15 protein-coding genes are annotated in these 15,040 nt (G+C 32.1%); 14 read left to right on the top strand and 1 reads right to left on the bottom strand.

The genetic code is table 11. The features are described 5' to 3' along the window. Window positions 1-82 precede the first annotated feature (82 nt). The 4 genes from B5D15_RS02485 to B5D15_RS02470 all read left to right on the top strand — a co-directional run bounded on the left by B5D15_RS02485 (window position 83) and on the right by B5D15_RS02470 (window position 3,939). Window positions 83-1,186, top strand: a complete 1,104-nt coding sequence (locus tag B5D15_RS02485) for a clostripain-related cysteine peptidase (protein ID WP_078695529.1) — start codon at window positions 83-85, stop codon at window positions 1,184-1,186. Window positions 1,187-1,322: 136 nt separating this feature from the next. Next, a complete protein-coding gene (locus B5D15_RS02480) occupies window positions 1,323-2,597 on the top strand; it encodes an ArsB/NhaD family transporter (protein WP_078695528.1) in 1,275 nt (424 codons plus the stop codon). 84 nt (window positions 2,598-2,681) lie between these two features. Then, window positions 2,682-3,158 carry a hypothetical protein gene (locus B5D15_RS02475; protein ID WP_078695527.1) on the top strand — a complete coding sequence of 159 codons (477 nt, stop codon included), beginning with the start codon at window positions 2,682-2,684 and terminating at the stop codon, window positions 3,156-3,158. Between the two features lie 85 nt (window positions 3,159-3,243). Then, complete coding sequence (locus B5D15_RS02470) at window positions 3,244-3,939, top strand: L,D-transpeptidase family protein (protein WP_078695526.1); 696 nt, start codon at window positions 3,244-3,246, stop codon at window positions 3,937-3,939. 162 nt (window positions 3,940-4,101) lie between these two features. On the opposite strand, the gene B5D15_RS02465 is transcribed toward B5D15_RS02470, so the two are convergent. Further along, window positions 4,102-5,157, bottom strand: a complete 1,056-nt coding sequence (locus tag B5D15_RS02465; RefSeq protein WP_078695525.1) for a hypothetical protein — start codon at window positions 5,155-5,157, stop codon at window positions 4,102-4,104. Window positions 5,158-5,369: 212 nt separating this feature from the next. On the opposite strand from B5D15_RS02465, the gene cdaA reads away from it, so the two are divergent. From cdaA to B5D15_RS02415, 10 genes are all read left to right on the top strand, one after another. Beyond that, window positions 5,370-6,212, top strand: coding sequence for a diadenylate cyclase CdaA (gene cdaA / locus B5D15_RS02460; RefSeq protein ID WP_078695524.1), 843 nt, complete (start codon window positions 5,370-5,372; stop codon window positions 6,210-6,212). After that, a complete protein-coding gene (locus tag B5D15_RS02455) occupies window positions 6,185-7,393 on the top strand; it encodes a CdaR family protein (RefSeq protein ID WP_078695523.1) in 1,209 nt (402 codons plus the stop codon). Before cdaA ends, B5D15_RS02455 begins: the two co-directional genes overlap by 28 nt. Before the next feature lie 11 nt (window positions 7,394-7,404). Continuing rightward, a complete protein-coding gene (locus B5D15_RS02450; RefSeq protein WP_078695522.1) occupies window positions 7,405-9,003 on the top strand; it encodes an NAD(P)/FAD-dependent oxidoreductase in 1,599 nt (532 codons plus the stop codon). Between the two features lie 169 nt (window positions 9,004-9,172). Further along, complete coding sequence (gene buk, locus B5D15_RS02445) at window positions 9,173-10,261, top strand: butyrate kinase (RefSeq protein ID WP_078695521.1); 1,089 nt, start codon at window positions 9,173-9,175, stop codon at window positions 10,259-10,261. Further along, window positions 10,258-11,163 (top strand): phosphate butyryltransferase, encoded by a 906-nt coding sequence (gene ptb / locus B5D15_RS02440; protein ID WP_078695520.1) that lies wholly within the window; start codon window positions 10,258-10,260, stop codon window positions 11,161-11,163. Before buk (B5D15_RS02445) ends, ptb begins: the two co-directional genes overlap by 4 nt. Window positions 11,164-11,177: 14 nt before the next feature. After that, complete coding sequence (gene buk / locus B5D15_RS02435) at window positions 11,178-12,245, top strand: butyrate kinase (protein WP_078695519.1); 1,068 nt, start codon at window positions 11,178-11,180, stop codon at window positions 12,243-12,245. Between the two features lie 9 nt (window positions 12,246-12,254). Beyond that, entirely contained in the window at window positions 12,255-12,932 is a 678-nt protein-coding gene (locus tag B5D15_RS02430; RefSeq protein WP_078695518.1) for a nucleotide-binding protein, read from the top strand. 48 nt (window positions 12,933-12,980) lie between these two features. Beyond that, window positions 12,981-13,190, top strand: a complete 210-nt coding sequence (locus B5D15_RS02425) for a 4Fe-4S dicluster domain-containing protein (protein ID WP_078695517.1) — start codon at window positions 12,981-12,983, stop codon at window positions 13,188-13,190. Window positions 13,191-13,214: 24 nt separating this feature from the next. Next, window positions 13,215-14,288: a 3-methyl-2-oxobutanoate dehydrogenase subunit VorB gene (locus B5D15_RS02420; RefSeq protein ID WP_078695516.1), complete on the top strand. Its 1,074-nt coding sequence runs from the start codon at window positions 13,215-13,217 to the stop codon at window positions 14,286-14,288. Further along, window positions 14,288-15,040 (top strand): thiamine pyrophosphate-dependent enzyme, encoded by a 753-nt coding sequence (locus B5D15_RS02415; protein WP_078695515.1) that lies wholly within the window; start codon window positions 14,288-14,290, stop codon window positions 15,038-15,040. Before B5D15_RS02420 ends, B5D15_RS02415 begins: the two co-directional genes overlap by 1 nt.

Here is a 15,040-nt window from a genome sequence, read left to right as displayed (position 1 = left end):
ATTATTATATATTTTATTTATACAATTAAATTAAAATGATATATTTCATATAATAAATTAAAGCAATATTTGGAGAAAAAATATGAAAAAAAGATGGTCAGTTTTATTTTACTTAAATGGTAACAACGAGATAGAACCAGAGATTTTTAATTCCTTTAAAAGAATTTTAGAAATTAAAAATGATGATGTTGATATTTATATTGAAATAGGAAGAATAAAAAAGGAGATTATTAAAAAAATCAGGGTGCGTGAGAATATTGATTTATCTAATGATGATAGTTTTGGAGTTTCAAGATATATAGTAAAAAGTGGTGAGGTAAAACATACTTGTAATTTAGGCAATAAAAACATGGCAGATCCTAAGCAGCTTTATGATTTTATAAGCTGGGCAATAAATTTCGGAAACAGTGAAAATATGTGTTTAATTATAGCAGCCCATGGTTTTTCTTTTATAGGAGGAATTACTGATTTTAGCTTAGATTATCCTTATGTTATGCCAATTGAAGATATGTGCTATGTTATAAATAAGGCTCTTTATGATAATAAAAAAGAGCTCAATCTTCTTGTACTTGATATGTGCTACATGAATTATATAGAGATAATAAATGAACTTTATAAAAGGCACAGCATAATAAAATATATATTAACCTATGATGAGGAGGGGGATTTTAAAGGTTTAAATTATAAAAATTTTATTGAATCTTTATCATATTATAATGAATATAATCCCATAGAATTTTTTAATAAATTTAATAATGAAAATATTATTTTGATTAAGTCAAATAGGGTAAAAATGAAAGATATAAAAAATTTTTGCGATTATTTTGCAAAGCAGATGATTAATGTAGGCTATAGCATATCAAATATAAATACTGATATATTAATTGAAGTTTATGATAAAATTAATGAGGTAATAATGTATAAAAAAAGCAGCAATCAATCCGTTAAAATTGTAGATTTTTATTTGGATAGGTTATCTGAGTACTATTGTAATCTTTCCTTCAGCCAAAATAATAAATGGTTTAATTTAATAAGCGGCAGTAAAAAAATATATATAAATAAGCAAAACATTAATTTAATGCCAAGGAAGCTTACAAAAACTGAAATTTTAGGACTTGTTTTAACTTTAAATCCAGGAATTGATATAAATAAAGCTATTAAAATAATCGATGATATAATGATTTAAAATTTTGCCCAATTATGTCGTATTGTAGTATAATATTTTTTGTAAGTATGAAAAGGTGGTGTATAAAGTGTTATAAAAAGGTTTCTTATTGGACAAATTAAATATTGCAGCACTTTAGATAGAATGGAGTGATATTTTGAGCTTTACACAGATTGTAACTATTGCAGTGTTTATAATAACTTTTATATTTATAGTTAGTGAAAAAATAAATAGAACTGTTGCAGCTATGATAGGGGCAATGTTTCTTCTTATAATAAGATTAATAAATGAAAAAAATGCAGTTAGTTTTATAGATTATACTACCGTTGGGGTACTTGTAGGCATGATGATAGTTGTAAGCATAATAAAAAGGACAGGTCTTTTTCAATATATCGCAATTAAATCGGCAAAGATTGCAAAGGGAGAGCCAATGAGGATAATAATTCTCTTTGGAGTAATGACAGGAGTATTATCAGCATTTTTAGATAACGTTACAACAATACTTCTTATGATTCCAATAACTCTCGTTATTTCAAAACTTCTTAAAATTACTCCAATACCATTTATAATGTCAGAGGTTTTAGCATCTAATATTGGAGGTACTGGAACTTTAATTGGAGATCCTCCCAACATAATGATTGGTTCTGAAGCAGGTCTTAGTTTTCTAAATTTTATAACAAATCTTTTTCCTGTAACTTTCATTATTCTTCTTCTTAGTGTTATAATTATAAGAAGGATATATAAAAATGAACTTATAGTGGATGATAAACTAAAAAAACAGATTATGGAACTTGATGAGTTAAAAGCTATAACTGACAAAAAGCTTTTATATAAAAGCCTCGTTGTTTTAGGTTTTATAATACTTGGATTTTTTATGCATGAACATTTAAAATATGAATCTTCAACTGTTGCTTTAACTGGAGCTGCTGTATTTCTTTTAATAAGCGGGATTGAAGTTGATGAGATATTGGTAGAAATAGAATGGCCTACTATATTTTTCTTTATTTCGCTTTTTATAATAGTAGGAACTCTTGAAGAGGTTGGAATAATAAATATCCTTGCAAAGGCAGTTGTAAGTTTAACAAAGGGAAATTTAACCTTAACAGGAATAATAATACTTTGGTCCTCTGCGATTCTTTCAGCCTTTCTTGACAACATACCCTTTGTTGCAACTATGATTCCTCTTATAAAAGGTCTTGGAGCAATATCCCACATGAATATAACACCTCTTTGGTGGGCATTATCCCTTGGAGCATGTCTTGGAGGCAACGGAACCTTAATTGGTGCTTCAGCCAATGTTGTAACAGTTGGAGTTATGGAAAAAGAGGGATATAAAATAACTTTTAAAGATTTTATGAAGATAGGTTTTCCAATAATGATATTTTCTATAATAATATCAACTATTTATTTATTAATCTTCCAGTTAAGATAATACAAAAAAATAATGCTGTGAATTTGATTATATAATTTTAAATTTTATTAAGTAAGGTGCCTAACAAAAGGGAGGGGTTAAATTATGAAGGATATTGATGTAAAGGAAACCATGCAGGAGATGATGCTGCGGCAGATGGGGGCAGAGGTTACCTGTTTTTTAGGTAAGCAATGTTTTGTAAAATTTAATATAAATGGATATGAAATAACCTATACATATAATATAAATCTTAAGAATAAATATTTCCTGCAAAGGATAAAGCCTTATCCTATGAGTGCAGGTGTATTTGAAAATTTAAAAGATGTTGTTGAAATGATACAAATAGATGTGGAGCAGTTTACTAACGTTATAAAAAGTGGAAAATTTGATAAATTTTTAGAAATAAATACTAAAATACTTGAGGCAGCAAGGAATTTAGAGGATTTGTTTTTATATTATAAAGTGGATGAAGCTGTATTTGATGTTTTACTTAATCAAATAGACATAGTAAAAAAGAAGATATCTGAAAATGCTATTTCTGATAAAAGAGTATACTTTAAAAAAGACCCTGAAACATTATAAATAAGCTCTGTAATATTGCAGAGCTTATTTTTTTAACTTCTATTTTAACATATAGTGCATATATTAATATGTAAGGAGGGATGGGATGAGAAGGGTGATTTTGCTATTCGTTATAATTAGTATGTGTATTATAGTTGCAATTGCAGGAACATTTACTTTTCTTGAAAGCGACAGTGTTCTTAAACAAAAAAAGAGCATAGAAGTACTTAAACCTTTAAAAAATAACAGCTTACTTATAGATGAGCGTACAGGTAAGTTATATTTGATTAATGAAGGTAAAATTATAAAATCCTATGCAATAAAAGCTTGCAAGTCAGCCTCTCCTCTTCCTGAAGGCAATTGGGCAGTTGCTTTAAAACATAAGTACAATAAAGATAATTTTTTATTAATTAATACAGGCTGGGGCATGTATTATATACGTGGTATGAATCATCCATGGAATATAAAAGGTTATAGCACATCAGGGTGTATAAGTTTAAAGGATTCGGATATGAATGAAATATATAGGAATGTTGAATATGGAACTGAGGTTAAGATAATAAAGACAAATAATATATTTTTAAAATACAGGATACTTAATATGGGAGATAAAGGCTATGATGTCTTTGAAATACAAAAAAAGCTTAAGAAATTAGGATTCTATAAAGGAGAACCTAATGGAATCTTCGATGAAAAATTAAAAAATGCAGCACATGAATTTCAAAGAAAAAATAATTTAAAGGTAAAGGATTATATTGAATATTTATTTTATAATTCTTTAAGCAGATATATAGTTTACTAAAACAGCATTTTAAATTAAGAGTTAAAGATTTTACATGACTAACTTACTAAAACAATTAAAGAGACGAACTAAAAAGCCTTGAATTTTTATCTAAGGTAAAATTCAAGGCTTTTTATAATAATGTGATTTTTAAATTAGTATCAATTAATATATATGATGAATTTATAAATTGTTTAAATCAGTATAAAAGGATTTTATCTCATTGTATTTATCATAAAACTCAATAAATGAATCGTTTATTTTATTATATTGGTTATTCAAGTTTTCAAATTGCATATTAATTTCCATCAGCTTAACTTCATCATTTGTAGCTTCTTCAAGTTTATAAAGGATAGATTTAAAATCGAGGCAGTAATTTGAATACATTGTTATAAAATTATTAAACTTTTGATGCAGCTCGGCTACTTTTACAGGTACTGAAAGAGTATTGTAGGATTTAGATATTAAATCCAAAGAAGAAAGCTTGCTTTCAATTCTTATATATGCATCTTCAATAGTTATTTTACTGTTTCTAATAAGTTGAAGTTCTTCGTTTAGATTAGTTTTTGTATTCTGATAGTCTAAGATTATTTTATCCATGGAAGAAAAATAATTGTCGTATTGTTCTAAGAGCCTTGCTTTTGCTTCATAGTTGCTGTAAGCTATAGAGGCATATTGATATACTTTATCTGAAAGAACAAGAATATCTGAGGGTAGAAGTATGTAAATTTTATCTATTTTAGAATTTTCATAATGCTGATAGGTTTGTTTTATATACTCTTCAAGGTTGTTTGATGCGTTTTTTATATTGTTTGACTTTGTATTTTTAAGTATTAATAATGTCTGGGTGTATATTTTTCTGTTAAGTGATACTCCTTGAAGTAAATTATCGAATTGAACTTTAAACTTTTGAGGAGGAGAGATTTGATTCAAATCATTTATTACTTTTTGTAGAGTGCTTTCAGACTTAGATAATGCTGAAATTATTTCACTCAATTTAGATGAATCATTAACGTTAAGGGTATCGATATTTTTTAAAATATCCGATGATTCCTTATTTACAGAGTCAATTATTAATTTTTGCTTGTACAATGTATCTATGTAACCTGAATCTGATTTTCTTTGGATAAAATAATAAGTAGCATATAAAATTAAAAAACAAATAATTAAAGTAGATATTGCTAATAAAACTTTTTTTGATTTTTTTAATTCTTTTTCTTCACTATATTTTTGATTCAAAATTTCACCCCCAATAAAAGGCATAGTGCTATTAATTATTATTATATTAAATAAATTATGAATATTAAAGATAATTTATTATATAAGTATCTATAATTATATTTGTATCAAAATTTTTTCCACTTATTTAATATTTAATTCATATTTTTTATTCAATAGTATTTCTTTTTAGTATATAATTATTATTAGATTAATTCTAAGGAGAGGAGAAAATGGGGAATTTATCGAGCATCTTAAGTTTAATTAGAAATATTGAGCCCCGTAATATTATAGATATTTTAATAGTTGCCTACATATTTTATAAAATATTGATGCTGATTAAAGAAACGAGGGCAGAGCAGCTTATAAAAGGACTTATACTTGTAGTTGTTGTAATGAAATTGAGCCAAATTTTAGGTTTTGTAACTTTATATTGGATTATCCAAAATACACTTACTGTTGGACTTATTGCAATTATAGTTATTTTTCAGCCGGAGCTTAGAAAAGCTCTTGAACATCTTGGCAGAAGCAGATTTTTTACCAAGAAGTTCTTTGAAAGTGAAGAGGAAATGGAAAAGGTAGTTAGTGAACTTGCGATAGCTGCTACAAACCTTTCAAGTACAAAAACTGGTGCACTAATAGTAATAGAGCAGGAAACAGGTCTCTCAGATTTTGTTCAAAGCGGAGTGAAACTTGATGCAATAGTATCTTCCTCCCTGCTTGAAAACATATTTTTTGAGAATTCACCCCTTCATGATGGAGCAGTTATTATAAGAAGAGATAGGATATATGCAGCAGCTTGTGTCATGCCTCTTACTGAACAACTCGTAAGCAAGGAACTGGGAACAAGACACAGGGCAGCAATCGGAATTACAGAAAACTCAGATGCTATTGCAATTGTTGTATCGGAAGAAACAGGAACCATATCTCTTGCAATAAACGGGAAGCTTACAAGAAATTATAATGCAGAAAGGCTTATGCTTGTACTTAAAAAGCTTTTTAAAAGAAATATGGAAAATTATAATACAATGTTTAAGAGGGTGAAAACATGGCTTTCAAAGACAAAGAACAAGTGATGGCGATAACTGCTTCCCTTTTTATTGCTTTTATACTGTGGCTTTATGTTATGGGGGAGAAAAACCCTGTTCAGACTAAAGTTATACAAAATATCGAAGTAAATCTTACAAATATAGAAAATATTGAGGAATCCAATTTAGCGCTTCTTCCAAATCAAAGTTTTACAGTAGATCTTACTGTTACAGGCAGGGCTCTTGATGTTTTTAATGTAAAACCTGAGGATTTCAGGATTGAGGCAGATATGGGAGGATATTTGAAAAAAGGTGATAATAATATACCTATTGAAGTTAAATCTGCACCAAAGGGGGTGCAGGTAGTTAATAAAAACGGCTATACTTATGTTAAGGTAAAACTTGATCAGCTTGTGGAGAAATCTGTTTCTATTAATATAAGCATAACCGGAAATACGAAGGCAGGTTATGGATACGTTCAGCCTGTAATAAGACCTACTGAAGCTTTAGTATCAGGTGCAGCTGCTTATGTAAATTCTGTTGCATCGGCTTTTGGACAGATAGATTTAAATAGCAGTGAGACAGACATTACAAGTTCTATACCTATAAAAGCTCTTGATAATGAAGGAAAAGTTGTTCAAAATATAACTATTGAACCTAAATATATTGATGTTTTTATACCGATTAAACCCTCAAAAACTGTTCCTGTTATTGTAAAAACAAAGGGCAGTCTTGCTAAAAATAAAATATTAAAGTATGCAAAACCAAAGCTTAATACTATAATGATTCTTGGAGATACTAATCTGCTGAATAAAATAAATGCTATTTCAACAATAGAATTTGATTTATCTGATATTAAAGAGTCAGCAACAAAGGATGTTCCTTTGAGTATACCAAAGGGTATTGAAACCTATGCAGGAACAAAAAGCATAAATGTTGACTTTGCTGTAGAGAATAAAGTTGAAAATACTATAAATATACCTATAACTTTTGAAAATAAAAATGATAATTATAACTATAATACAGAAAAAGATTATGTAACCATTACAATCGAAGGAGCAGAAAGCAGGATAAATGAAATAAATCAAAATGATATTAGTGCTTTTATTGATTTGAAAGATTTAAGCGAAGGAACTTACCAGCTTCCTATAAAATTACAGCTTCCTTCCGACGTTGAAATTAAGAGTCAAAGCTTTGAAAAGATTTCAGTTTCAGTTCAGAAAAAATAGTGGAGGATAGTATGACAGTAAGAATTAATAATATAAGATTATCTATTGATGATGATTTGTCAAAGTTAAGAAAAATAGCTGCAGATTTAGTTGGGATTAAAGCAAATGATATAGAGAATTTTAAAATAAAAAAAGAATCGATAGATGCAAGAAGAAAAGGAAAAATAGATTTTATTTATCAGGTTGAGTTTAATTTTGATGGAGAGAAGAAAGCAGCTTTAAAGATAAGCAATAAAGATATAGTGTTTTTTGAAGAAAAAAACTCCTCTTTAATATTTGGAGATACTAAACTTATAAGTAGACCAGTAATAATTGGAAGCGGGCCGGCAGGATTATTTGCCGGTCTTGTTATGGCAAAATATGGGTACAAACCCATTTTGCTCGAAAGAGGAGGAGCTGTTGATGAAAGATCAGATAAAATAAAGGAATTTTGGGAAAAGGGATTGCTTGATACAGACAGCAATATACAGTTTGGTGAGGGAGGAGCTGGAACCTTTTCTGATGGAAAGCTTACAACAAGAATAAAAGATAAAAGATGTGACTATGTACTTGAGGAGTTTGTAAAACATGGCGCACCCTCTGAGATTATGTACTCCTTTAAACCCCATATTGGTACAGATATTTTAAAGAATGTAGTTAAAAATATTAGAAATAAGATAATTGACCTTGGAGGAGAGGTAAGATTTAATTCAAAAGTTACTGATTTTAAAATTAAAGATGGAAAGATAATTTCTATAAAAGTTAATGATGATTATGAAATTCCAAGCGATGTAGTTATTGCAGCTATTGGGCACAGCGCAAGGGATACTTTTGAAGTTCTTTTTGATAAAGGTGTATTATTTACTCAAAAGCCCTTTGCAATTGGAGTTAGAATTGAACATTTACAAAGCATGATAGATGAAAGACAGTATGGTAAATTCGCAAATCATCCAAGGCTTAGAGCAGCAGATTATAGACTTACATATACAAGTAAAAAATACAACAGGCCTTGTTATAGCTTTTGCATGTGCCCAGGAGGATATGTTGTTGCAGCATCCTCTGAAAAGGAAATGGTTGTTACTAATGGAATGAGCGAATACAAAAGAGATTCAAAAAATGCAAATAGTGCGATAGTAGTAGGAGTAGGTCCTCAGGATTTTCAATCAAATCATCCATTAGCAGGTATTGAGTTTCAAAGATATTATGAAAGGCTTGCATTCAAAGCCGGAGGATATGACTATATGGCACCTGTTCAGCTTATTGGAGACTTTTTAAAGGATAACCTTTCAACAAAAATAGGGGTTGTAAAACCTTCATATACGAGAGGATATAGGTTTGGAAAGATAAGCGATGTTCTTCCGGATTATGTTGCTCAAGTACTTAAAGAGGGGCTTTTGGATTTTGATAAAAAGATAAAAGGTTTTGCAGATTATGATGCTATACTTACAGGAATTGAAACAAGAACGTCCTCTCCTGTTAGAATTGAAAGAGATGAAAATTGTGAATGCATTTCTATAAAAGGCCTTTATCCTGCAGGTGAGGGAGCAGGATATGCTGGGGGGATTGTATCTTCAGCTGTTGATGGTATAAAAGTTGCGGAAAATATAATGAAAAAATATGCTCCTATTTAGTATAGCACTTTAACTTTGTTATGTAAATTTAAGTATATTTGTTATTGAAATGATGTAGCATATACATTAAAATAATATTGGCAGCAATGATTTGTTTGTATATGCTCATTTATTTAATTAAATTTTTTTAAATATTTTGACTGTAAAAAATATTTTAAAAAGGTGGGAGATGATTTTGAGAAATTATATTCTTGTAATTAATCCTGGTTCTACATCAACAAAAGTTGCAATATTTAAGGGCACAGAAAATTTAAAACAAAAAAATCTTCTGCATTCAGCAGAGGAAATTTCAAAATTTGAAAAAATAGCTGATCAATATGAATATAGGAAACAGTCAATTTTATCATGGCTTAACGAGGAAGGTATAAGTACAAAGGAAATTGCAGCAGTAGTCGGACGCGGAGGTCTTTTAAAGCCTATGCCTGGAGGCACATATAAAGTAACAGATGCATTAGTTAAGGATTCGCAAATTGGTATTCAAGGAGAGCATGCATCAAATCTTGGAGCAATAATAGCAAAATCTATTGCTGATGAAGAAGGAATAGAGGCATTTATAGTTGATCCCGTTGCCGTTGATGAATTTGAAGATATCTCGAGAATTTCTGGACTTCCGGAATTACCGAGGCGTTCTCTTGTTCATGCTCTTAACATCAAAGCCGTATCGAGAAGAATTGCAAAAAAAATGAATAAAAATATAGAAGATGTTAATTTCGTTGTTGCCCATCTCGGAGGAGGCATATCGGTTGCAGCTGTTAAGGGAGGAAGAATAATAGATACAAATAATGCAAATGAAGGCGGTCCTTTTTCACCTGAAAGAGCAGGAGGACTTCCTGTTGGGGATATTATAAAACTATCATATTCAGGTCAATATACGTATAAAGAGCTAAAGAAGAAGATAATAGGAAAGGCTGGATTAGTAGGTTATCTTGGAACTAACGATGCAAGAGATGTTGAAAAGATGATTGAAAATGGAGATGAAAAGGCAAAGTTAATATTTGAGGCTATGTGCTATCAAATAGGAAAAGATATTGGAAGCTATGCAGCATCTTTATGTGGTAAGGTTGACAGAATAATACTAACGGGAGGACTTGCCCATTCTAAAAGGCTTTGCGAATATATAAAATCCATGGTAGATTTTATTGCACCTGTAGAAATAGTAGCAGGTGAAGATGAGATGCAATCCCTATCAGAGGGAGCATATAGAGTTATTACAGGAGAAGAAAAGGCAAAGATATATGAAGAAGAGGTGAAAGCATGATTAAAAGTTTTGATGAGGTATTAGAAAAGGTAAGAAGCAATGGAATAAAAAAGGTTGCTGTTGCTGTGGCACAGGATGAACCAGTTTTAGAGGCAGTTTATGAAGCTAAAAAACTTGGCATTGCAGATGCTGTTCTTGTTGGAGATAAGGACAAAATATTGTACTGTGCTAAAACCCTTAATATCGATGTCAGTGATTTTGAAATAATCCATGAATCTAATAATCAAGCTGCTGCACTTAAGGCAGTTGAACTTGTATCATCAAAAAAAGCTGACATGGTTATGAAAGGGCTTGTCGATACAGCAACATTTTTAAGAGCCGTACTCGACAAGGAAAAGGGACTCAGAACAGGAAAAATTTTATCTCATGTTGCAGTATTTGATGTTCCAGCTCTTCAAAGGATAATACTTGTAAGCGATGCAGCTATGAACATTGCTCCTGACCTTATGACTAAAAAGCAGATACTTGAGAATGCAGTACAGGTTGCAAAAGCAATAGGAATTGATACACCTAAGGTTGCTGTAGTTGCTGCTGTTGAAGTTGTAAATCCAGACATGCAGCCAACTCTTGATGCCGCAGCACTATCAAAGATGAACGACAGAGGACAGATAAAAGGCTGTATTGTAGATGGACCTTTAGCAATTGACAATGCTTTATCTGAAGAAGCTGCAAAGCATAAAGGTATAGTAAGTATAGTTGCAGGAAAATCTGATGTTATACTTGTTCCAAACATTGAAACAGGAAATGTTATGTATAAGACACTAACATATACTTCTAATTCAAAAAATGGTGGGATATTATCAGGTGCAGCAGCTCCAGTAATACTTACATCAAGGGCAGACAGCAATGAGAGCAAGCTTTATTCCATAGCCTTAGCTTCACTTGTGGCAGCAAATAAATAATAAGAGGTGATACTATGTTTAGGATGCTTATAATTAACCCAGGCTCAACATCAACAAAGATAGCTGTTTATGATGATTTGAATCCTGTTTTTGTGGAAACGTTAAGACATTCAACAGAGGAGCTTTCACCCTATAAAACTATTTTTGAGCAGTATGATTTTAGAAAAGGTGTTATATTAAAAGCTGTTGAGGATAAAGGAATTGATATAAAAACATTAAATGCAGTTGTAGGCCGTGGAGGACTTTTAAAACCAATTGAAGGCGGAACCTATGAAGTTAATGAAGCTATGATTGAGGATCTTAAAGTAGGAGTTCAAGGGCAGCATGCATCAAATCTTGGTGGAATAATTGCCTTTGAAATTGCAAAATCTTTAAATATTCCATCCTTTATAGTTGATCCTGTTGTTGTAGATGAGATGGAAGATATTGCAAGAATATCAGGTATGCCTGAAATAGAAAGAAAGAGTATATTCCACGCATTAAATCAAAAAGCAGTAGCTAAAAGATATGCAAAGGAAAGTGGAAAAAGATATGAAGATTTAAATCTTATAGTTGCTCACATGGGAGGAGGAATATCTGTCGGAGCACACAAAGGTGGAAGAGTAATAGATGTTAACAATGCCCTTGATGGAGAAGGGCCGTTCTCACCAGAAAGAACTGGAAGCCTTCCTGTTGGAGAACTTATGAAACTTTGTTTTTCAGGGAAATATACTCTTGATGAGATGAAGAAAAAAATATGCGGTAAAGGTGGATTTGTTGCATATCTTGGAACAAACGACGGCCGTGAAGTTAAAAAGATGATGGATGAAGGGAACAAGGAAGCAGAACTTATCTATAAAGCTATGGCGTATCAGGTAGCAAAGGAAATAGGAGCATTAGGTGCTGTTCTTTGCGGTAGGGTTGATGCTATAATATTAACAGGAGGACTCTCCTATGGAAAGGAACTCGTTGAACTAATAAAAGAAAGAATAGGCTTTGTAGGTCCTGTTGTTGTATATCCAGGAGAGGATGAAATGCTTGCTCTTGCTGAAGGAGGATATAGAGTTTTAACAGGTGAGGAAAAAGCAAAAGAATATAAGTAGGGTGATTAAATGGATTCGAGGATTAGAGTCTTTACAGGACATTTTGGAAGTGGTAAAACAGAAATAGCAATAAATTATGCACTTAAATTAAAAAATGAAGGTAAAAAAGTTGCGATAGCTGATCTTGATATAGTAAATCCCTATTTTTGCACAAGAGATGAAACAAAAATGCTTGAGGAAAAGGGGATTAGAGTTATTGCTACCTCAAAGGATTTTGCGAATGCAGAGCTTGGAGTTATTCCAGCTGAAACACTAAGTATATTTAATGATAAATCCTATGATGTAGTTTTAGATGTTGGAGGAGATGATCAGGGAGCTGTTGCCCTTGGTCAGTATAATAGATATTTTAAAGAAGAAGACTATGATATGTACTTTGTAATAAATACTTCAAGACCTTTTACAAATAGTGTTGAAGGAATACTCGAGTATATTAAGGATATAGAAGCGGCGTCGAGGCTGAAGGTAAAATACCTTATCAATAATACAAACTTGTCCTATGAAACACATATAAATCATATATTAAAGGGGCAGGATATAATTAAGGAAGTCTCAAAGCTTACTAAAATTCCAATAAAATATGTAATAGTTATGGAAGAACTCATAGATAAACTTCCAAAGGAAATTGAAGGTGAGGTATTCCCAATAAAACTTTATATGCTTCCACCTTGGAGGCGAGATATGGTATAACATCCCGTATTGCGGGTTGTATATAAAAATACCTAAGGAGGGTAGCTTATGGCAAAGGTAACTTTTAGAGAAGACAGATGCAAAGGCTGTGGTCATTGTATTGCAGTTTGCCCAGTTAAGATTATTGAGTTTGATGAAAAATTAAACTTAAAGGGGTACCATCCGGCAATAGTAAAAGAAGAAAATATGGGAAAATGCCTTGGATGTGCCTCATGTGCAAGAATGTGTCCTGATTTAGTTATTACTGTTGAGAAATAAAAGGTTTTAAGGAGGTAAATTTTAATGGCAGAGAAGGTTTTAATGAAAGGTAACGAAGCCATTGGTGAAGCTGCCATTCAGGCTGGCTGTCAATGTTTCTTTGGTTATCCTATAACTCCTCAGACAGAAGTTGCAGCTTATATGTCAAGAAGAATGCCTAAAATAGGAAGAGTTTTCCTTCAAGCTGAGAGCGAAGTTGCTGCAATAAATATGGTATATGGTGCAGCAGGTTCAGGCGTGAGGGTTATGACATCATCTTCAAGCCCAGGGGTTAGCTTAAAGCAGGAAGGTATATCCTATATAGCTGGTGCTGAGCTTCCATGTGTTATTATAAATATAGTAAGAGGAGGCCCAGGACTTGGAGGAATTCAGCCTGCACAGTCTGACTACTTTCAGGCAACAAAGGGAGGCGGCCATGGAGATTACAGGCTTGTAGTATATGCCCCTTCCTCAGTTCAGGAAATGGTTGATTTAATTCAGGATGCCTTTGACGTTGCAGATATTTACAGGAATCCTGTTATGGTAATGGGAGATGGTATGCTCGGGCAGATGATGGAGCCTGTAGAATTTAAAGAAAGAGAAGCAAAACAGCTTCCATCCAAAGCTGATTGGGCAGCTACAGGACTTCATGGCAGAAAAGAGCATCATGTTATTAATTCTCTTTTCTTACAGCCAGAAGAACTTGAAAAACATAATGAAAAACTTCAAAAAAAATATGCTGAGATTGAAAAGAATGAAGTAAAATACGAAATGTACAATTGTGATGGAGATTTAGATATTGTTTTAGTTTCCTACGGAACAGTATCAAGAATATGCAAAAATGTTATAAAGATGCTTGCTAAGGAAGGATTAAAGGTTGGACTTATAAGACCAATAACACTTTGGCCATTCCCCAAGAAAGCCTTTGAAGAAGTTGTTGATAGAACAAAATATGGTTTCCTTTCTGTTGAGCTTAGCTGTGGACAGATGGTTGAGGATATTGAGCTATCTGTAAAGGGAAGAAAGCCTGTTAATTTCTTTGGAAGATCAGGTGGAATGGTTCCATCACCAACTGAAATCGCAAACAAAGTTAAGGAAATAGCAGGAGGTGCAAGATAATGGCTGTTGTATTTGAACCAACAAAGGGACTTTTAGATGTTCCAACCCATTACTGTCCAGGATGCACCCATGGTATAATACACAGACTCGTTGCTGAATCACTTGAAGAGCTTGGTGTTATAGATAAAACTATAGGTGTTGCTCCTGTTGGATGCTCAGTTTTGGCATATAACTATTTTGCATGCGATATGCATGAGGCTGCCCATGGAAGAGCTCCAGCTGTTGCAACAGGAATAAAACGTTCCCTTCCTGACAGCGTAGTATTTACATATCAGGGAGATGGAGACCTTGCAGCAATAGGTACTGCAGAAATTGTACACGCAGCTGCAAGAGGAGAAAAAATAACAACGATATTCGTTAATAACTGTATATATGGAATGACTGGAGGACAGATGGCACCAACAACTCTTCCGGGTCAGGTTACAGAAACATCGCCCTATGGAAGAGATGTTAAACTTCAAGGTCACCCAATAAGAGTTTCAGAGATGCTGTCAACTCTTGACGGAGCTGTATATGTTGAAAGAGTTTCTGTAGATTCAGTTGCAAATGTATTAAAGGCAAAGAAAGCAATAAAGAAAGCATTTGAGTTGCAGATTGAGGGAAAAGGATTTACTTTTGTAGAAGTACTTTCGATTTGCCCAACTAACTGGGGATTATCTCCAAGGGAATCTATAAAGTGGCTTCAGGATAATATGATTCCTTATTATCCACTTGGAGTTAAAAAGGATATAACCCAGCAGGAGGTGAAATAA

The organism is Caloramator quimbayensis (genome assembly GCF_900167605.1).
GTDB classification, from domain to species: domain Bacteria; phylum Bacillota; class Clostridia; order Clostridiales; family Caloramatoraceae; genus Caloramator_B; species Caloramator_B quimbayensis.
Note: the sequence above shows the minus strand (reverse complement) of the source record. Positions and strands in the feature narration are given on the sequence as shown.